This is a genomic window from Hydrogenophaga sp. GW823-FHT04C09, assembly GCF_058796355.1.
Window position 1 is genome coordinate 179,414 of the sequence record NZ_JBXAIO010000008.1, and the last position, 20,456, is coordinate 199,869.

The window sequence follows — 20,456 nt, forward strand, 5'->3', positions numbered from 1 at the left end:
GGAAGGTGAAGGGGCCTCGGGTGCGCTTAGTATCCACGCATGACCTGTCGAACCGCTGTCGCCATTGCCCTGGGCCTGTCCTTGCTCGCGGCCTGCGCGCACCGCCCACCCACCACCGTGCCGGCCCTGCTCGACCGCGTGCTGCCCGCGCCGGTGTTGCTGCTCGGCGAGCAACACGACGCCGCCGAACACCAGGCCCTGCAGCGCGACGTGGTGCTGGCCCTGGCCCGGCGCGACCAGCTGGGCGCGGTCGTGATGGAAATGATCGAACAGGGGCGCAGCACGCAAGGCCTGCCCAGCGACGCCGACGAGGCGCGCGTGCGCGAGGCCCTGGGCTGGACCGAGCAGAGCGGCTGGCCCTGGCCGGTGTACGGCCCGGTGGTGATGGCCGCCGTGCGCAGCGGCGTGCCCGTGATCGGCGGCAACCTGCCGCGCGCGCAGATGCGCGGCACCATGGGCCAGGCCGAGCTGGACGGCCTGGTGAGCGAGAGCGTGCTGCAGCGCCAGCGCGACGGCATCCGCGAGAGCCATTGCGGCCTGCTGCCCGAGAGCCAGATCGCGCCCATGACCCGCATCCAGCTCGCGCGCGACCGGTCGATGGCGCAGACGGCCACGCAGGCCCTCATCCCGGGCAAGACGGTGCTGCTGGTGGCCGGCAACGGCCATGTGCGCGAAGACCTCGGCGTGCCCCTGCACCTGCCCGCGTCCGTGGGCCACAAGGTGGTGATGGCGCAGGCCGGCACCTCCAAGGACGCCAGCGCACCGCCGGCCGACGCGGTGTGGCAGACCCCCGCGCTGCCCCCGCGCGACCACTGCGCCGAACTGCGCCAACAGATGAAGCGCTGAATCCAGGGGCACCAAGGGTCCGGCTCCGCCGGCCCCAGGTGCCGTCCCCCCACCGGGGGGAAGCCGCGCCAGCGGCGCAGGGGGGTTACCCCAGCCTTTTGATCGCGTCGGCCAGCGTGCCCACCATGGTCTCGATCTGCGCGCGATCGACGATGTAGGGCGGCGCGAACACCAGGTTGTCGCCCGCGTTGCGCACCAGCACGCCCCGGTGGTAGCAGTCCATGAACACGTCGAACGCGCGCTTGCCGGGCAGGCCCGGCTGCGGCGTGAGCTCCACGGCGGCCGCCAGCCCGAGGCTGCGGATGCCGATCACGTGGGGCAAGCCCTTGAGCGCGCTGTGCATCGCGTCGCCCAGCACCGGCCCCATCTCGCCCGCGCGGGCGAACAGGTTTTCCTCGCGGAACAGGTCCAGCGTGGCGATGGCCGCCGCGCAGGCCACCGGATGGCCCGAGTAGGTGTAGCCATGGAAGAACTCGATGGCGTGGTCCGGCGCGCTGCCGTGCGCGCCCATCATGGCGCCGTAGATGCGGTCGGTGCAGACCACGCCGCCCAGCGGGAACACGCCGTTGGTCACGGCCTTGGCGAAATTCAGCATGTCGGGCTGCACGCCGTAGTAGTCCGACGCGAAAGCCGTGCCCAGGCGGCCGAAACCGGTGATCACCTCGTCGAAGATCAGCAGGATGCCGTGCTTGTCGCAGATCTCCCGCAGGCGCTTGAGGTACCCCTGCGGCGGCACGTACCAGCCCGCGCTGCCGGCGACGGGCTCGACGATCACGGCCGCCACGTTGCTGGGGTCGTGCAACGGCAGGATGCGGTTCTCCAGCTCCAGCAGCAGGTCTTCGTCCCACACCGGTTCGGTGTTGTGCACGTAGGCGTGCTTGACCGGGTCGTGGATGAAGCGCAGGTGGTCCACGCGCGGCAGCAGGGCGGCGCCGTAGACCTTGCGGTTGGCCGGGATGCCGCCCACGCTCATGCCGCCAAAGCCCACGCCGTGGTAACCGCGCTCGCGGCCGATGAAGATGTTGCGGTGGCCTTCGCCGCGCGCGCGGTGGTAGGCCAGCGCCACCTTCATCGAGGTGTCGGCGGCCTCGCTGCCGGAGTTGCAGAACAGCACCTTGTTCAGGTCGCCCGGCGCCATGGCGGCGATCATCTCGGCGGCGCGAAAGGCCTTGTCGTTGCTGACGCTGAAGGCGGTGCTGTAGTCCAGCGTGTCCAGCTGCTGCTTGATGGCTTCGTTGATCGGCTTGCGGTTGTGGCCGGCGCCCACGCACCACAGGCTGGAAATGCCGTCGATGACCTGGCGGCCGTCGTGCGTCGTGAAATACATGCCGTCGGCCGCCACGAAGACCCGGGGGTCTTTCTGGAAACTGCGGTTGGGCGTGAAGGGCAACCACTGGTTGTCCATGCGGAAATCGTTGTAGGCCATGCGGGCGTCTCCTGCGGCAAAAGGACGGGGAAGCGGCATTTTGTCACCGCCTCCCGCCTCCAGGGGCTCCATTGCGCCGGGTTCGGCCAGGCCCACCGCGCCTTGCTGCGACAATTCGCACGCCATGAATCACACCTACGTTCTTACCCTGTCCTGCTCGGACCGCCCGGGCATCGTGCACGCCGTTTCCGGCTTCCTGCTGGAGCACGGGGGCAACATCGAAGAAGCCGCGCAGTACAACGACCACGCCACAGGCCTGTTCTTCATGCGCGTGCAGTTCGCCTGCGGCCAGCTCACCCAGGACGACCTGCGCCTGCACCTGAAGCTGTTCGCCGAACCGTTCGCCATGCAGTGGAGCCTGCACCCGCTGGCCGAGCCGGTGCGCACCGTCATCTTCGTCAGCAAGGAAGGCCACTGCCTCAACGACCTGATGTTCCGCTGGAAGAGCGGCCTGCTGCCGCTGGACATCCGCGCCATCATCAGCAACCACCGCGACTTCTACCAGCTCGCGGCCAGCTACAACGTGCCCTTCCACCACATCCCGGTGACCGCCGCCACCAAGCCGCAGGCCGAGGCCAAGCAGCTGGAGATCATCCAGAACGAAGGCGCCGAGCTGGTGGTGCTGGCGCGCTACATGCAGGTGCTCAGCAACGACCTGTGCCGCGAACTCTCGGGCAAGGCGATCAACATCCACCACAGCTTCCTGCCCAGCTTCAAGGGCGCCAAGCCCTACTACCAGGCGCACGACCGGGGCGTGAAGCTGATCGGGGCCACCGCCCACTACGTGACGGCCGACCTCGACGAAGGCCCCATCATCGAGCAGGACGTGGCCCGGGTGGACCACACCGACGCGGTGGAAGACCTCACCGCGCGCGGCCGCGACACCGAAAGCCAGGTGCTGGCGCGCGCCGTGAAATGGCACAGCGAACACCGCGTGCTGCTCAACGGCCACAAGACCGTGGTGTTCAAGTGAACGCGATGCCGCAGGGCCGCCCCAAGGCCGCTCAGCCCCCTCGGGGGGCAGCGACCACGCGTCAGCGGTGGAGCGTGGGGGCGCCATGACCATCCGGATTCCTCCCATCCAGTGCCTGCTGACCTTCGAGGCGCTGGCGCGCCTGCGCAGCGTGACGCAGACGGGGGAGGAACTGAACGTGACGCCCAGCGCGGTGAGCCACCGCGTGCGCCAGCTGGAGCAGATCCTGGGCACCAAGCTGTTCGGCCGCGCCGATTTCTCGCTCACCACCGAGGGCAGCGAATACCTGGCCCACGTGCGCGAAGGCCTGGGCATCCTGCAGCGTTTTCCGGGCGGCAACACGGCGCCGGGAAAACGCAAGCTCAAGCTGGCCGTCACACCGACTTTCGCGCGCTCGATCCTGATGCCGCGCCTGCGCCAGTTCACCGAGGCCTATCCGGAGATCGACCTGACGCTGCAGGTCTCGATCCCGCTGCTGGACGTGGTCGCCGAGGACGCCGACCTCACAGTGCGCTACGGCACCGGCCGCTACGCCGACGTGGAGCACATCTGCCTGCTCAAAGACGAAGTGACGCCGCTGGCGTCTCCCGCCTACATCCGCGAGAACGGCCCGTTCGACACGGTGGAAGACCTGCAGCGCGCCGCCCTGTTGCGCAGCCCGCTCGAACCCTGGCGCACCTGGTTCGCGGCGCACGAACTCGACTGGCCCGAGCCGGTCGAGGGTTCGTCGTTCAACGACATCGGGCTGATGTGCGATGCCGCGGCGCAAGGCCTGGGCGTCGCCCTGGTGCGCCTCAAGCTGGGCGCGCCCTGGATCGAGAACGGCTCGCTGGAACGCATCTCGGCACGCAACATCCCATCGCCCCATGCGCACTACCTGTGCTGGCAGGCCGGTGCGATGGAGCGGTGGGAATGCGCGGCGTTCGCCGAGTGGCTCAAGAAGAGCGTGAACTGACGAGCCCGGTGGCGGATCGCGGGTTTATTCGATCGCCAGGCGCTGGGCCGCGGCGGCGGTCTTCTTCGGCAGCGTGAGCTGCAGCACACCGTTCTCGTACTTCGCTTTCGCGGCGCTGTTGTCCACGTCGACCGGCAGCTGGAAGCTGCGCGAGACGGCGCCGTAGTAGCGTTCGCTGCGCAGCAGCTTGCCACCCTCGGTCTGGCTGTCCTGCTGCTTGATCTCGGCGCGCAGGGTCACCAGCTTGCCGTCGACGTTGACGTGGATGTCGTCCTTGGACACGCCGGGCACTTCGGCCTGCAAGGTGTAGGCCTCGGGCGTCTCTTTCACATCGACGCGGATCTGCGCCGGCAGGCCGTCGCCGTGCAGCGGCTTGACGTAGAAGGCGGGAGCGACGTCGTTGAAGAAGTCGTCGAGAAAACCACGGCGGGCAATGAGGCTGTTCATGGCAAGAAACTCCTGATGGATGATGAGGTTCCAGGGCGCGACAGGCGTCCTGCGGTGAACACAACTTGATGCCACCGCCCGCCGATTTCAAGGGCCCTTCGTCACCGCCCGCCGAAGCGTTCACAAAGCGCTGCAAGTTTCTTCAATCCGGCACGCAAGCTTTGGCCTAGACTGGAGCGGCCCTTGATCCGACCCGCACCGGCCCCACATGAACGCACCCGCCCGCCCCGCCGAAAACACCTCCCTGCAACGCGCGCAACGGCAGGCCGACGTGGTGCGCGCGCTGCAGGCCGTGGTGCCGGCGCACGCACTGCTCTGGCAGGCCGAGGACACGGTGCCCTACGAATGCGATGGCCTGACCGCGTACCGCGAGCGCCCGCTGGTGGTGGTGCTGCCCGAGACCGAGGGCCAGGTCGCTGCCGTGCTCAAGGCCTGCCACGGCCTGGGCGTGCCGGTGGTGGCGCGCGGCGCGGGCACGGGGCTCTCGGGCGGTGCCATGCCGCACGCGCTGGGCGTCACGCTGTCGCTGGCCAAGTTCAACCGCATCCTGCGCATCGATCCGCGCTCGCGCACCGCGGTCGTGCAGGCGGGCGTGCGCAACCTCGCGATCTCCGAAGCCGCCGCCCCGCAGGGCCTGTACTACGCGCCCGACCCCAGCAGCCAGATCGCCTGCACCATCGGCGGCAACGTGGCGGAGAACTCGGGTGGTGTGCACTGCCTCAAGTACGGCCTGACCTTGCACAACGTGCTGGCCGTGCGCGGCTTCACCGTCGAGGGTGAGCCCGTCACCTTCGGGGGCGACGCGCTCGACGCACCCGGCCTGGACCTGCTGCCCCTGGTGATCGGCAGCGAAGGCATGTTGGCCGTCACCACCGAGGTCACGGTCAGGCTGGTGCCCAAGCCGCTGCTGGCGCGCTGCATCATGGCCAGCTTCGACGACATCCGAAAGGCCGGCGACGCGGTGGCCTCGGTGATCGCGGCCGGCATCATCCCGGCCGGCCTCGAAATGATGGACAAGCCCATGACCGCGGCGGTGGAGGACTTCGTGCACGCGGGCTACGACCTGAGCGCTGAAGCCATCCTGCTGTGCGAGAGCGACGGCACGCCGGAGGAGGTGGAAGAAGAGATCGGCCGCATGAGCGCGGTGCTGCGCCAATGCGGCGCCACCGCCATCGCGGTCAGCCGCGACGAAGCCGAGCGCCTGCGTTTCTGGAGCGGGCGCAAGAACGCGTTCCCGGCGAGCGGGCGCATCAGCCCGGACTACATGTGCATGGACTCGACCATTCCGCGCAAGCGCCTGGCCGACATCCTGCTGGCCATCGCCGAGATGGAGAAGAAGCACGGGCTGCGCTGCGCCAACGTGTTCCATGCGGGCGACGGCAACCTGCACCCGCTGATCCTGTTCGACGCCAACGACGCCGACCAGTTGCACCGCTGCGAACTGTTCGGTGCCGAGATCCTGGAGACCAGCGTCGCCATGGGCGGCACGGTCACCGGCGAACATGGCGTGGGCGTGGAAAAGCTCAACAGCATGTGTGTCCAGTTCTCCGCCGAGGAAAACGCCCAGATGTTCGCCGTCAAACGGGCCTTTGATACCAATGGGCTACTGAATCCGGGCAAGGTCATCCCGACCCTGCAACGTTGTGCTGAATACGGTCGGATGCTGGTGCGCGCGGGGGCTTTGGCGCACCCTGAGCTACCGCGTTTCTAGCTGTCAAATATCACGCTGGAGAAAGAGGGCCCTGGGGTACAGTTGTGCCGGATGAGCACCCTTTTTCCCTCGGAGGACAAACGCGTTGACAGCCACAGAACCGAACGCTCGGCTGTGGAGCGTGAGCGTGCGTTGCTTCTGGAGCTGGAAACCCTGCGAGCGGAGAACGAGCACCTGCGCCGCAGCTACGCGCAGCGGCTCAGCGGCCAGCCCGACAGCACCGACCTGAAGCGCCAGGCCAACCTGCCATTGCCTCTGGAAACCGCGCTGGAAGCGGCCGCCTTGGACCGGGCTCCGCACACCGCGCAGATCGAATACGAAGCGCTGTTCTCGGCCCTGGCCAGCGTCTTTCCCATCGGCGTCTTTCGCACCGACCACGCGGGCGTGCTCACCCACGTGGACGAGCAGCTGCAGGCGATCTTCGCGCTGAAGAAGCAGGACTTCCCCAACTTCGGCTGGTTCAGCCGCGTGCACCCCGACGACCTGGAACGCGTGCAGCAGCACTGGTTTCGGGCGATCTCCGAGGCCGAAACGCTCAGCGTGGAGTTCCGCCTGGTGCGCCCGGGCAACGAGGTGGTCCATGTGCTGGTGCGCAACGCACCCTTGCGCGATGCCAACGGCGCCGTCGTCAGCCAGCTCGGTTTCATGCAGGACATCACGCCCATGCGCACGCTGGAAGCCGACGCGCGCATCAAGGACGAGCTGAACCGCCAGATCATCTCGAGCAGCCCCGACTGCACCAAGGTGCTCGATCTGCAAGGCCGCGTGGTGCAGATGACGGCCCAGGGCTGCCGCCTGGTCGAGGTGGACGATTTCGAACAGGTGCGCAACAGCGAATGGGTCACCTGGTGGCCGGACGACGGGGCCTTGCTCTCGCGCGAAGCCCTGGAGAGCGCGCGCCAGGGCAAGAGCGCGCGCTTCGTGGCGTTCGGCAACACCTTCAAGGGCACACCCAAGTGGTGGGACACGGTGGTCACCCCCATCTGCGATGCGCAGAACCGGCCCGTGATGGTGCTGGCCGTCTCGCGCGACATCACCGCGCTGCACCAGCAGCAGGAAGAGATCCAGCGCTTCAACGTCGAGCTGGAAGCCCGCGTGCGGCAACGCACCGACGAACTGGCCGAAGCCAAGGAGCGCATCCACCAGGCCCTGCGCGATGCCCAGGCCCTCTACAACCAGGCGCCCTGCGGCTACCACTCGGTGGACGCCGACGGCGTGTTCGTGCTGATCAACCGCACCGCGCTGGACTGGCTGGGCTACGAGCGCGACGAGGTGGTCGGCAAGCTGCGCTTCCACGACATCGTGCCGCCCGAGCACCAGCACCTGGTCGGCGAGCGCCTGGCGCGCATGACGCGCGGCGAAAAACTGGAGGCCGCCGAGTTCCCGATCCGCCGCCGCGACGGCAGCACCTTCCTGGCCCTGCTCAGCAGCACGGCGGTCGTCGACGAAAACGGCCGTTTCGTCCGCACCAACAACACCCTGGTGGACATCACCGAACGCAAGGGCGCCGAGAACGCCCTCGCGGGACAGCGCAATTTCCTGCAGGCCATCACCAACAGCGTGCCGGTGCAGCTGGCGTTCTTCGACCGCGACCTGATCTGCCGCTTCGCCAACGCCAGCTACGCGCGCTGGGTGCAGGGCGATACCGAGCAGCTGATCGGCATGCACCTGAGCCAGATCGCGCGGCCCCAGGATTTCGAGGCCTCGCGCCTGAACCTGGCCGCCGCGCTGTCCGGCGAAATCCAGCGCTTCGAAGGCAAACGAGCCTTCCCCGATGGGCACAGCTTCTACGCCGGCATCGAATACACGCCGTACTGGCATGCGGGTCAGGTGCAGGGGATCATCATCCAGATGATCGACCTCTCCCAGCGCAAGGCGTCGGAAGACCTGGTGCGCCAGGCCAATGGCCAGCTCAACAGCGCACTGCGGCAATCGCAGGACCTCTACAACAACGCGCCCTGCGGCTACCACTCGCTCGACGTCAACGGCATCTACGTGTCCATCAACGACACCGAGCTCGACTGGCTGGGCTACCGCCGCGACGAGGTGGTGGGCAAGATGGCCTTCCGCGACATGATGGCGCCGCGGCACACGGATCTGCTGGAGCACCGCATGCAGAAGATCCTGAAGGACGATGCCTTGGAGGCCGTGGAGTACGAGATGCGCCGCCGCGACGGCAGCACCTTCCACGCCCTGCTCTCGTCGTCCGCCGTGCGCGATGCCGACGGCCGCTTCCTGCGCAGCAACACCACGGTGGTGGACATCACGCTGCGCAAGGCAGCCGAGATGGCGCTGCGCGACAACCAGCGCTTCCTTCAGACCATCACCGACCACGTGCCTGGCCTGATCGCCTACCTCGATGCGGGCCTGCATTTCCGGTTCGCCAATGCCGAGCACCTGCGCGTCTATGGCATGGACCCCCAGTACATCATCGGGCGGCACATCGGTGAATGCGTGAAACCCGACGTCTGGGCCGACATCGAGCCTCGCATGCGGATGGCGCTGGCCGGCCAGCCCCACCACTTCGAGACCTGGCGCCCCACCATCGATGGCCAGCAGATCTTCGTGAGCGCGAGCTACCTGCCCGACTTCAATGACGAAGGCAAGGTGCAGGGCCTGTTCGTGCAGATCATCGACATCACCGACCGCAAACGCATCGAAGAGCGCGTCGTCCACCTCAACGAGGAACTGGAGCAACGCATCAGCGAGCGCTCGCTGGAACTGCTGGAGAGCGAACAGCGTTTCCGCCTCATGGTGGACAACCTGCGCGACTACTGCATCTTCTTCATGGATGCCGACGGCATCATCACCGATTGGACCGACAGCGCCCAGCGCATGGACGGCTATTCGCCCACGCAGATGCTGGGCCGCCATTACGGCGTGCTGTTCGATCCGGTCAACCCGGACCATGGCAAGGTCAGCGCCATGCAGATGCTGCGCCTGGCGGCCTCACGTGGGCAGCACGAGCTGCACAACTGGCACACCCGCAAGGACGGCTCGCAGTACTGGTCGCACTCGGTGCTCATTGCCCTGCGCGACGACAGCGGCGAACTCAAGGGCTTCGCCAAGGTCAACCGGGACATGACCGACGCCAAGCGGCTCGACGACCTGATGCGCAACATCAACGACGAGCTGGAGAACCGGGTGGTCGAGCGCACCGAGCAGCTGCTCGCCGCCAACAAGGACCTGGAGTCGTTCTCGTACTCGGTCTCGCACGACCTGCGGTCGCCCCTGCGCCACATCTCCAGTTTCGTCAGCCTGCTGGAGGAACACCTCGGTGGCCAATGCGACGAGGTGAGCGCCCGCTACCTGAGCACGATCGGCAATTCAGCCCGGCACATGAGCCAGCTCATCGACGGCCTGCTCGCGTTCTCGCGCCTGGGGCGTTCGGCCGTGAACCTCACGGCGGTGGACTTCACCCTGCTGGTGGATGCGGTGGTCGGCCAGATCGGGCACGACACCGAAGGCCGGGTGGTCGACTGGGTGGTGGCGCCCGACCTGCCCGTGGTGCAGGGCGACGCCCTGCTGCTGCGCGAGGTCTGGGCCAACCTGTTGGGCAACGCCTACAAATACACCCGTCCGCGTGAAAGAACGCGCATCGAGGTGGGTTGGAGCATGGACCCTGTTGTCGGCTATACCTTCTTTGTTCGTGACAATGGCGTGGGTTTTGACACAAAATACGCCCAGAAGCTGTTTGGCGTTTTCCAACGCCTGCATCGCGCCTCGGAGTTTGAAGGCACTGGCATCGGCCTGGCACTGACGCGGCGCATCATTGAGCGACACGGCGGCACCATCTGGGCTGAAAGCCAGCTCGGAGAGGGCAGTGTGTTCTATTTTTCGCTACCTTTTGAAGGCGCCCATGGGTTCGAGTCTCCTCCCGACTCCATGCCGGCCGCCCTGGAACCATGAGCAAAAACGCCGACGCCATCCTTCTCGTTGAAGACAATCCCGACGATGCCGAGCTGACCAAGCTGGCCTTGGCGCGCCATGGGCTGGACGGGCGGGTGACGCACGTCTCGGATGGCATGCAGGCCCTGGACTACCTGCACCGCCGCAACGGTTTCACCAACCGCTCGGGCAGCAACCCCATGCTGGTGCTGCTGGACCTGAAGATGCCCCTGCTGGATGGCATCGGCGTGCTCCGGGAAATCAAGGGCTCGGACAACCTGCATCACATCCCCGTGGTGGTGCTGACCTCCTCCACCGAGCCGAGCGACCTGCTGCGCGCCTACGATGCGGGCACCAACGCCTACATCGCCAAGCCCACCGAGTTCTCGCAGTTCCTCAGCGCGATGAAGCACGTGTGCGAGTTCTGGATCAACATCAACCAGACCGCGCCGCAACTGCCCAGCGCGGGCGTGCGCACCACCGGTTTCGGCGACCTGATCTGATGAACCCGGGGCCCTCCTCGGGCCTCACCAGGTGTCGATGAATCGCCCCGGGCGGGGCTCTGACACCTTCGCCCCCGCCAGTCCCCTGACCAGCCAGTCGCGCGTGAGCGCCGGGTCGATCACGGCATCGATCTCGAGCGTGGTCGCCATCTGCACCGCCGAGCCATTGGCGACCTGCTGCGCCAGCAGCCGGTCGAACAAGGCATCGCGCCGCGGCCCCTCCGGCTCCGCTTCGAGCTCCTTGCGGTAGCCCAGGCGCACGGCGCCTTCCAGCCCCATGGCGCCGAATTCGGCCGTGGGCCAGGCCACGGTGAAGGCCGGCGAATGGAACCCACCGGCCGTCATGCCCATGGCGCCCAGGCCGTAGCCCTTGCGCAGCACGACGCTGAAGAAGGGCACACGCAGGTCCGCCGCCATCACGAACAGGCGGCTGACGTGCCGCACCTGCGCCCTCGCTTCGATGTCCGGCCCGACCATGAAGCCGGGCGTATCGACCAGGCTCACGATGGGCAGGCCGTGTGCGTTGCACAGCTGCATGAACCGCGCGGCCTTGTCGGCGGCGTCGGCGTCGATCGCACCGCCCAGATGCAGCGGGTTGTTGGCCATCAGGCCCACCGCGCGCCCTTCGATGCGCGCCAGCGCGGTGTGGATGCCCACGCCGAAGCCGGTGCGCAGCGGCAGCAGGCTGCCGACATCGACCAGCCCTGCCATCGCCGCCTGGGTGTCGTACACACGCAGCCGGTTCTCCGGCACCACGTCGCGCAGGGCCCGGGCATCGGGTGCGCGTCCGCCGTCGACCGGGCCCTGGAAGAACGACAGGTATTGGCGGGCCACCGCCACCGCCTGCGCTTCGTCGTCCACCAGCACGTCGATCACGCCATTGGCGTGCTGCACCGGGCTCGGGCCGATCTGCTCGGGCCGGAACACGCCCAGCCCGCCCCCCTCCACCATGGCCGGGCCACCCATGCCGATGTTGCTGCCCCGGGTGGCGATCACCACGTCGCAGCAGCCCAGCAAGGCGGCGTTGCCCGCAAAACAGCGGCCACTGACGACGCCCAGCACTGGCACCTGGCCCGAGAGGCGCGCGAACGCGGCGAAGGTGCCCACATGCAGGCCGGCGACGATGGGCATGTCGGTGTCGCCCGGTCGGCCACCACCGCCTTCCGCGAACAGCACCACCGGCAGGCGCTGCGCCAGCGCAAGGCCCAGCAGCCGATCGGTCTTCTGGTGGTTGCGCATGCCCTGCGTGCCCGCCAGCACCGTGGCGTCGTAGGCCATCACCGCGGTGCGCGACCGCTCGGCGCCGTGTTGGGCGGCATTGACGGAACCGATGCCGGTCACCATGCCGTCGGCCGGGGTGTGGGCGATCAGGTCGTCTTCGCTGCGGCGCTGGCGCTGCGCGGCCACCGCCAGCGCGCCGTACTCGATGAAGCCGCCCTCGTCGCAGAGGTCGGCGATGTTCTCGCGCGCGGTGCGCTGGCCGAGGGCGTGGCGGCGCGCCACCGCCTCGGGCCGGGCCGCGTCGAGCGTGCGGGCCTGGCGGTCGAGCAGGCGCTGCAGGTCGGGCCTGAGCGCGGCCGGCCCGGCCTGGGCGGTCTCCTGCGGTGCGGTGGTGGGCGGGGTGGCGGCGCGGGCGACCGGCTCGGTGCGCAACAGGACGTCGCCCTGCTGCACCGACTCGCCCGGGGCGAACAACAGCTCCAGCACACGGCCAGGCGCTTCGGCACGCAGCTCGTGCTCCATCTTCATGGCTTCGAGGATCACCAGCACGTCGCCCTGGCGCACCGGGTCACCAGGGGCGACCAGCCATTGAACGATCTGAGCGGCCAGGGGAGAGCGCAAGGCATTCATGCGCCAATTCTGCGCGGCGCCAGGGCGCGCAGAGGTCAATCGGGAGACAGGGAAAAGAGCCGGAGCGAGGAGCTCCCTTTCCAGAGACACCGAGGGTCCGGCTGTGCCGGCCCGAAGTGTCGCCCCGCTTCAGGGGGTGGCGCCGCAGGCGACGCGGGGGGTGCTTTCAATAGATGTCGGAGTCGGCCCACTGGGACGAAGGACCGTCCTCGGCCGTCACGGGCACGTTGAGGTTCAGCACGAAGACGACTTCACCTCCGAAGCGGCCCACGCCCAGGCTTTTCATGAGCACCTGCTCCTGCTCGGGGCGCTCCATGCGCAGGAAGCAGATGGCCTGCTTGGTGCCTTCGTGCATGGCGGTCAGGATGTCGAGCCGCGTGATGCGCCCGAACTCACTGCACAGCTGGTGCAGTGCGGATTTCAGGCTGGAGACGTCGCTGTATTGCCTGAGTTCTGCGAGTGTGCTCACAATCAACTCCCTCAAAGTTCAAATCGGCGGTGGTGGCGATGCGGTGGCGCGAAAGTGTTGTGAAAACGGAGGCTTGGCATCGGCGATGGGGGCCATGTTAGAACATAAGCAACAAAATCTAACATTTATGTTACAAAAATTCCCCACATTTGGGGAGGTCGTGCGGAAGTTCACACGCCTGGGTCGACCTTACGCCCGCCATGTGTGCGGCAGATGACAGACGGTCTGTATGCTGCACCCTCGACCACCGAAACCCCTTGCCATGCGCCCTGGATCCGACAACCGCCCCCCTTTGGTCGCCGACACCGCGATGGAGCGCACCGGCGCCTGGACCGTGCCTCACCAGCGCGGTGAGCTCGATCGCCTGGCCCAGATGGCCACGCAGCTCGCGGGCACGGGCGCGGCGCTGCTGGTGGACCTGTCCCACGCGCCGCCCGAAGTTCTGGGCTCGCACGGGCTCGACCCGGATCAGGCGGCCAAGGCCCTGGAGGCCTGCACCGCGCTGCTGCGCGAGCGCGCCGATGTGGAGCGCTGGCTGCCCGAGGCCGCCAGCCCTTGGCGCCACGGACATTGGCTGCCGGTGTTCGATGCGGTGGGACAGTCCGGCCTGCTGCTGCTCGACCACGGCCCGCGCGAACAGCCGGCGATCGGCACGCCCCTGCTGCAGTTGCTGTCGCAACATGCGGCCGATGTGCTGGCGCTGGCGCGCCGCTGCGAACAAAGCGAGCAGTACAACGCCAACGTGCTGCGCGAAAGCGAAAGCCGGCTCAACCTGACCGAGCACACGGCCGGCGCGGGCAGCTGGTCGTTGCAACTCTCCACCCGCGAGGTGGTGCACTCGGACGAGTTCGCCACCATCCTCGGACTGGCCGATCACCGGCAGGTGCGCAACCTCGAGGACATGGTGCAGCGCTACTCCCCCGAGTGGCGCAACGGCATCCGCCAGCGTCTGGAGCGCTGCGCGCAGTACGGCGAAGGCTTCGACGAGGAGATCCAGGTGATGGTCGAAGGCGGTGCGCCCAAGTGGGTGCGCACCGTGGGCACCGCCGTGCGGCGCGCCAACGGCCAGATCGTGCGCATCCAGGGCGCGATCCAGGACATCTCGGCGCAGAAGCAGGCCCAGCAGGACACGCTGCGCCTGGCGATGCGCCTGACCACCACCCTGGCCAGCATCACGGAAGCCTTCGTCACGCTGGACCGGCAGTGCTGCTTCACCTACCTCAACCAGGAGAGCGAACGGCTGCTGCAGAAGACCACCGCCGATCTGCTGGGGCTGGAGGTCTGGCAAGGTTTCAGCGCCGGCCTCTCGCAGCGCCTGAAAGACCAGCTCACGAAATCGCTCAACACCAACCGCCGCGTGGAACTGGAAGACTTCTTCCCCACGCTGGGCAAATGGCTGGAGGTGCGGGCCTACCCGTTCGCCGAAGGCCTGGCGGTCTACTTCCGCGACGTCACCGAACGGCGGCGCTCGCAGGAACAGCTGATGCTGCTGGAGACCAGCGTGTCCCGGCTCAACGACATCGTGGTGATCGCCGAGACCGGCGCGGGCAGCGACGACCAGGAGCCGCGCATCGTGTTCGTGAACGACGCCTTCGAGCAGCACACCGGCTACAGCCGCGCCGAGGTGCTGGGGCAGACGCCGCGCATGTTGCTCGAACTCGACCCGGCCATCCCCAAGCTGCGCGAACTCGCGCAAGGCCTGCAGCAGACGCAACAGGCGCGCACCGAACTGATGGTGCGCCGCAAGAACGGCGCCATGTTCTGGGTGGAGCTCGAGGTGGTGTCGGTGCAGGCCACCGCCGAAGAGGTGACGCACTGGGTGGCGGTGGGCCGCGACATCACGCAGCGCAAGACCGCCGAGGACATGATCCGCCACCTGGCGTTCTACGACGCGTTGACCGACCTGCCCAACCGCCAGCTGCTGCTGGACCGGCTGCAGCAGGCCCTGGCGGCGAGCGCGCGCTCGGGCCAGCACGGTGCGCTGATGTTCATCGACCTGGACAACTTCAAGATCCTCAACGACACGCTGGGCCACCACATGGGCGACCAGCTGTTGCAGAAGGTGGCCGCGCGCCTGACCAAGAGCGTGCGCAAGACCGACATGGTCGCGCGCCTGGGCGGCGACGAGTTCGTGGTGATGGTCGACGACCTGAGCACCGACCCGGACGCCGCCGCCTTCAAGGCCACCGCCCTGGCCGAGAAGGTGCTCAACACGCTGCGAGAGCCCTTCCAGCTCACCGGCCACCAGCATTTCGCCACCCCCAGCATCGGCGTGACCTCGTTCAACGGCCAGCAGAGCGACGTGGGCGAGCTGCTCAAGCAGGCCGACCTGGCGATGTACCAGGCCAAGTCGCTGGGCCGCAACACGCTGTGCTTCTTCGACCCCAACATGCAGGCCACGGTGAGCGCCAACGCCACCGTGAGCTCCGACCTGCGCGTGGCGCTGAGCGAGCAGCAATTCGTCGTGCACTACCAGCCGCAGGTGGACCGCGTGGGCGTGATCACCGGCGTGGAGGCCCTGGTGCGCTGGCAGCACCCGCAGCGCGGCCTGATGTTCCCGGCCGATTTCATTCCCGTGGCCGAAGACACCGGCCTGATCCTGCCGCTGGGCCAGTGGGTGCTGGAGAAGGCCTGCGAGCAGCTCGCGGCCTGGGCCGACCGGGCGCAGACCGCCAACCTGAGCATCGCGGTCAACGTGAGCGTGCGCCAGTTCCGCCATCCCGATTTCGTGGACATGGTGATGGCCGCGATCACACGCACCGGCATCCGACCGCACAAGCTCAAGCTCGAGCTCACCGAAAGCCTGCTGGCCGACCGCATGGAGATCACCATCGACAAGATGGGCATGCTCAAGGCCTTGGGCGTGACGCTCTCGCTCGACGACTTCGGCGTCGGCTATTCCTCGCTCTCGGTGCTCAAGCGCCTGCCGCTGGACCAGCTCAAGATCGACAAGGGCTTCGTGGCCGACGTGCTCACCGACCCGAACGACGCCGCGATCTCGCGCGCCATCATCGCGCTGGCACAAAGCCTGAGCCTGCAGGTGGTGGCCGAAGGCGTGGAAACGCAGGAACAGCGCGACTTCCTGGCCTACCAGGGCTGCGACCAGTTCCAGGGCCACCTGTTCGCCAAGCCCCTGCCCATCGAGGCGCTCGACGCCCTGCTGCAGAACCCGACCGCGGGCATGCTGGTGCTGTCCTGAACGGCGGCAGCCCCACCCCTCACCAGTTGGTGATGGTGGGGTTCTGGAAGCTGTAATGGTTGGGCAGGGCCAGGTTGGAGAACGAGAACGACAGGCTCACGTCCAGCGCCGTCACCTGGTGCCACCAGCCCAGGGGCAGGAACACCGTCTCGCCCGGCTCGACGATCACCTCGAGCACTGTGGCCTGGCTGAACAGCGGATAACGCGCGAGGTCCGGCCGGTCCAGATCGATCGGGCTGTAGACCTCGAAGTGGTTGTAGAGCAGCGGCGTCTGCAAGGGTGAGATGAAGCGCCAGCGCTTGCGCCCCACGATCTGCGTGTGGCACAGCATGAGCGTGTCGTGGTGCAGCGGCGTGACCGTGCCCGCCGGGCCGAACCAGAACGAGGCGCGGCGCGCCAGCTGCGAGGGGTCGCAGAAGGCCGGCAGGCTGCCGATGTCGGCCAGGATGGGCGCGAATTCGGGCCGCGCCAGCATCTCGTTGTTGGCGGTCAGGTAGTAGTCGTTGGTGGTGCCGCCGGCCAGCACCTGATCGACAAAATTCGCCAGGCCCACGCTGCGCCGGTGGTCCAGCTTGTTGACCTCGTAATTCGGGTCCGCGCTGCGTTCGGCCTGGATCTCCACCTGCAGGTGGCCGAAGCGCTCCCGCAGGTCCTGGGGCGACCAGCGTTGCAGGGCGGGCCAGTCGCGCGCCACGCCGGTGAGCACCAGCGGGCGGCTGCCCACCACGTATTTCTCGACGAACTCGTCCAGCGGCACGTCGCCGCGCTTCTCCACCTGCCCATAGCGCGGGTTCAGCTCCAGCAGCTTCTGCTGGTTGGCCATCACCGATTCGAGCTTGGTCTGCAGCTGCTGAAACTTGCGCGCGGCAAGGAACGCCGGGTCGCTGTCCATCGCCCGGATCGCGGGCTCGCACTCCGCCGGGTCCAGGCCCGCCTCGGTCATGGTGACCAGCATGGATTCGGGCGTGCAATGGCGCAGCCGGTTCTCGGCGATCCATTGCAGCCAGCCCGCGTCGAGCGGGCGAAAGGGCGCCGCCTCCAGGGGCTTGGGCGCGGCGGGAATGGTGGGCGGGCTCATGGCGGCGGCCAGTATCGCACCGGCCGGGTGTCGAAACGTGTCGGAGGGTTACCCGGTGAACAGCGCCACGTTGCCCCCGGCCGCCGTGGTGTTGATGGTGAGCGTCTGCTCGGCGCAGAAGCGCTGCAGGTAGTGCGGACCGCCCGCCTTGGGCCCGGTGCCGCTGAGGCCTTCGCCCCCGAAGGGCTGCACGCCCACGACGGCGCCGATCATGTTGCGGTTCACGTAGACGTTGCCCACGCGCGCCGCGCCGGCCAGCGCCAGTGCGCGGCTGTCGATGCGGGTCTGGATGCCCAGCGTGAGGCCGTAGCCCAGCGCGTTGATCTGCTGGATGACGCCCATCGGGTCGCCGCCCCAGCGCACCACCTGCAGCACCGGGCCGAAGATCTCCTGCGCCACCTCGGCGATGCCACCCACCTCGTACATGCGCGGCGCGACCAGCTGAGGCAGGGCCGGCGAGCGGTTCGCGTCGAGCAGCGGCCGGGCCTGGGCATTCAGGCGCTGCAGATGGCGGCCGATGCCCTCGAAGGCTTCGGCATCGATCACCGGCCCCAGGTCGGTGGCCAGATCGGCCGGGTCGCCCGCCACCAGCTCGCTCGCCGCGCCCTGGATCATCGCGATCACGCCATCGGCCACGGCTTCGTGCACGCACAACAGGCGCAGCGCCGAACAGCGCTGGCCCGCGCTGCGGAACGCGCTCTGCACCACGGCATCGGCCACCTGCTCGGGCAGGGCCGTGCTGTCCACCAGCATGGCGTTGATGCCACCGGTCTCGGCGATCAGCGGCACGATGGGGCCGTCCTTCGCGGCGAGCGCGCGCTGGATCAGCTTGGCCACCTGCGTCGACCCGGTGAACACCACGCCGGCCACGCCGGGCTGCGCCACCAGCGCCGCGCCCACGGTATCGCCCGGGCCGTGCAGCAACTGCAGCGCGTCGGTAGGCACGCCCGCCGCGTGCAGCAGCTTCACCGCTTCGAGCGCGATGGCGGGGGTCTGCTCGGCCGGCTTGGCCAACACGGTGTTGCCCGTGACCAGCGCCGCCGCCACCTGGCCGGTGAAGATCGCCAGCGGGAAATTCCAGGGGCTGATGCAGACCCAGGCGCCGCGCCCTTCCAGGCGCAGCGTGTTGCTCTCGCCGGTGGGCCCGGGCAGGGCCTGCGGTGCCATCACGCGCTCGGCGTCGTTCGCGTAATAGCGCAGGAAATCGATCGCCTCGCGCACCTCGGAGACCGCGTCGTTCCAACCCTTGTGCGCTTCCTTCACCAGCAGCGCGCACAGCCGCGGCATCTGCTGCTGCATGGCGTCGGCCGCGCGGCGCAGCGTGGCCGCGCGCTCGGCCAGCGGCGTGTGGTTCCAGCCGGCAAAGGCCCGCACGGCGGCATTCACGGCGGCCGGCGCGTCGGCGGCGCGGGCCTCGGCCACCGCAGGCACCACCAGCGCCGCGTGCGCGGCCAGCAGCGGCTCGCGGTGCGCGACCACCGCGAGGTCCAGCCCCTGGCTGTTGGGGCGCGCCGGGCCGTACAGGTCGGGCGGCAAGGGCAGCGTGGACGCGAGGGCCTCGGGCCGGGACTGTGCCAGCGGCGACACCAGCAGCTCGTCCATGCCCACCGACTCGTCGGCCAGCTGGTGCACGAACGACGAGTTCGCGCCGTTCTCCAGCAGGCGGCGCACCAGGTAGGCCAACAGGTCACGGTGCGCGCCCACCGGGGCGTAGACGCGGCACGAGACGGCCGGGTTCTTCAACACCTCGCGGTAGATGCCTTCGCCCATGCCGTGCAGGCGCTGCAACTCGAACGGCGTGCCCTGCTTCGCCGCCATCTGCAGGATGGCCGCGATGGTGCCCGCGTTGTGCGTGGCGAACTGCGGGTGGATCGCGTCGTGCGCCGCGAACAGGGCCCGCGCGCAGGCCAGGTAGCTCACGTCGGTGTGCGGCTTCTGCGTGAACACCGGGTAGGCCGGCAGGCCCAGCTCCTGCGCGCGCTTGATCTCGGCGTCCCAGTACGCGCCCTTGACCAGGCGGCACATGAACCTCAACCGGTGCTGCCGTGCCAGGCCCGCCACATGCTCGATCAGCTCGACCGCCCGCGTCTGGTAAGCCTGCAAGGCCAGGCCGAAACCCTGCCATTGGGGGCAGTGTTGCGCCACCCGGGTTGCCAGGGCCTCGAACACGGCCAGCGAGAGTTCGAGCCGGTCCACCTCTTCCGCGTCGATGGTGAGGTTGAGGCTGGCGGCGGCCGCCGCCTCGCACAGCGACCACACGCGCGGCACGAGCTCGCGCATCACGCGGTCGTGTTGCGCGTCCTCGTAGCGCGGGTGCAAGGCGCTGAGCTTGATCGAGATGCCGTCGTTCTGGCCCGGGTGCCGCGCCGGGTCGGCGCTGCGCGCGATCGCCGCGATGGCGTTGCGATAGCTCGCGAGGTAGCGCAGGGCGTCTTCGTCGGTGCGGGCGCCCTCGCCCAGCATGTCGAAGCTGAAGCGCAGGTTGGCCTGGCGCCTGCGCGCCGAGGCGGCCTCCTTCATGCCCTCCTCGATGGTCTGCCCCAACACGAACTGGCGGCCCAGCAACTGCACCGCGCGCAGCGTCGCGGCCACCACGGTCTTGGCACCCAGCTTGGCCATCAGACCGGGCTCGCTGCCCGCGTGCGGCAGGAAATGTTTGGACATGGCGATCGCCGTGGACGAGAGGCGCGCCAGCGTCGAGTCGGCCGCTCCATCGAAGTCGGCTCGGCCCAGCTGGTCGGCGGTGAGGGCGATCGCGGTCTCGGCGTCGGGCACGCGCAGCAGCGCCTCGGCCAGTCGCATCAGGGCCAGGCCCTCGGCGCTGGAGATCGGGTACTCCTTGAGCAGGCTCTCCATGGCCCAGAACGGCGGCGGGTTCTCGCGCACCGCGCGCACCCAGGGTGCCGCATGGTCCGCGGCTGCTACCCAATCCAGGGCACCGCGCAAGGCGCTCAGGCGCTGGGCGAGAACGCCGGCTTCGGGGCGGTAAGGGAACGGCAGGCGGTCTTGGGCACGGGGCATTGGAACACTCCAGAAAGGCGGGCAATCGGTGAATTCACGCATGGTGCCGCCGAATCAACCGAGTTTTTCACCAAAAATATCAGCTCCAA

Annotated in this window: 13 protein-coding genes; 7 read left to right on the forward strand and 6 right to left on the reverse strand. The window is 68.3% G+C overall.

Annotated elements, in window-relative coordinates; translation table 11 throughout:
• Positions 1-39: 39 nt before the first annotated feature.
• A complete protein-coding gene (locus AC1Q9M_RS21035) occupies positions 40-846 on the forward strand; it encodes a ChaN family lipoprotein (RefSeq protein ID WP_382322155.1) in 807 nt (268 codons plus the stop codon).
• Between the two features lie 85 nt (positions 847-931).
• Here AC1Q9M_RS21035 and aptA read toward each other — a convergent pair whose 3' ends face one another.
• The gene (gene aptA, locus AC1Q9M_RS21040; protein WP_382322156.1) at positions 932-2,272 is read right to left on the reverse strand and encodes an omega-aminotransferase AptA; all 1,341 of its coding nucleotides are present in this window, start codon (positions 2,270-2,272) and stop codon (positions 932-934) included.
• 124 nt (positions 2,273-2,396) lie between these two features.
• Between aptA and purU the strand changes: the two genes are divergently transcribed.
• Positions 2,397-3,245, forward strand: coding sequence for a formyltetrahydrofolate deformylase (purU, locus tag AC1Q9M_RS21045; RefSeq protein ID WP_382153546.1), 849 nt, complete (start codon positions 2,397-2,399; stop codon positions 3,243-3,245).
• Positions 3,246-3,330: 85 nt separating this feature from the next.
• On the forward strand, positions 3,331-4,200 hold the full coding sequence (locus AC1Q9M_RS21050) for a LysR substrate-binding domain-containing protein (RefSeq protein ID WP_382322158.1): 870 nt from the start codon (positions 3,331-3,333) through the stop codon (positions 4,198-4,200).
• 24 nt (positions 4,201-4,224) lie between these two features.
• Here AC1Q9M_RS21050 and AC1Q9M_RS21055 read toward each other — a convergent pair whose 3' ends face one another.
• Positions 4,225-4,647 carry an Hsp20/alpha crystallin family protein gene (locus tag AC1Q9M_RS21055; RefSeq protein WP_382322159.1) on the reverse strand — a complete coding sequence of 141 codons (423 nt, stop codon included), beginning with the start codon at positions 4,645-4,647 and terminating at the stop codon, positions 4,225-4,227.
• Between the two features lie 208 nt (positions 4,648-4,855).
• Between AC1Q9M_RS21055 and AC1Q9M_RS21060 the strand changes: the two genes are divergently transcribed.
• From AC1Q9M_RS21060 to AC1Q9M_RS21070, 3 genes are all read left to right on the forward strand, one after another.
• Positions 4,856-6,358: an FAD-linked oxidase C-terminal domain-containing protein gene (locus AC1Q9M_RS21060; RefSeq protein WP_382322160.1), complete on the forward strand. Its 1,503-nt coding sequence runs from the start codon at positions 4,856-4,858 to the stop codon at positions 6,356-6,358.
• 132 nt (positions 6,359-6,490) lie between these two features.
• Positions 6,491-10,267, forward strand: a complete 3,777-nt coding sequence (locus AC1Q9M_RS21065) for a PAS domain-containing sensor histidine kinase (protein WP_444687600.1) — start codon at positions 6,491-6,493, stop codon at positions 10,265-10,267.
• Positions 10,264-10,749, forward strand: coding sequence for a response regulator (locus AC1Q9M_RS21070; RefSeq protein WP_291112066.1), 486 nt, complete (start codon positions 10,264-10,266; stop codon positions 10,747-10,749). Before AC1Q9M_RS21065 ends, AC1Q9M_RS21070 begins: the two co-directional genes overlap by 4 nt.
• Positions 10,750-10,773: 24 nt before the next feature.
• Here AC1Q9M_RS21070 and AC1Q9M_RS21075 read toward each other — a convergent pair whose 3' ends face one another.
• Together AC1Q9M_RS21075 and AC1Q9M_RS21080 are read right to left on the reverse strand one after the other, a co-directional pair.
• Positions 10,774-12,591 carry a carboxyl transferase domain-containing protein gene (locus AC1Q9M_RS21075; protein WP_492435706.1) on the reverse strand — a complete coding sequence of 606 codons (1,818 nt, stop codon included), beginning with the start codon at positions 12,589-12,591 and terminating at the stop codon, positions 10,774-10,776.
• Between the two features lie 175 nt (positions 12,592-12,766).
• A complete protein-coding gene (locus AC1Q9M_RS21080; RefSeq protein ID WP_291121781.1) occupies positions 12,767-13,069 on the reverse strand; it encodes an RNA-binding protein in 303 nt (100 codons plus the stop codon).
• 262 nt (positions 13,070-13,331) lie between these two features.
• Between AC1Q9M_RS21080 and AC1Q9M_RS21085 the strand changes: the two genes are divergently transcribed.
• Entirely contained in the window at positions 13,332-16,268 is a 2,937-nt protein-coding gene (locus AC1Q9M_RS21085) for a sensor domain-containing protein (protein ID WP_492435594.1), read from the forward strand.
• Between the two features lie 19 nt (positions 16,269-16,287).
• Here AC1Q9M_RS21085 and AC1Q9M_RS21090 read toward each other — a convergent pair whose 3' ends face one another.
• Both AC1Q9M_RS21090 and AC1Q9M_RS21095 read right to left on the reverse strand, forming a co-directional pair.
• Positions 16,288-17,346 (reverse strand): cupin-like domain-containing protein, encoded by a 1,059-nt coding sequence (locus tag AC1Q9M_RS21090; protein ID WP_492435596.1) that lies wholly within the window; start codon positions 17,344-17,346, stop codon positions 16,288-16,290.
• Positions 17,347-17,394: 48 nt separating this feature from the next.
• Positions 17,395-20,367 carry an L-glutamate gamma-semialdehyde dehydrogenase gene (locus AC1Q9M_RS21095; RefSeq protein WP_492435598.1) on the reverse strand — a complete coding sequence of 991 codons (2,973 nt, stop codon included), beginning with the start codon at positions 20,365-20,367 and terminating at the stop codon, positions 17,395-17,397.
• Between the last annotated feature and the right edge of the window lie 89 nt (positions 20,368-20,456).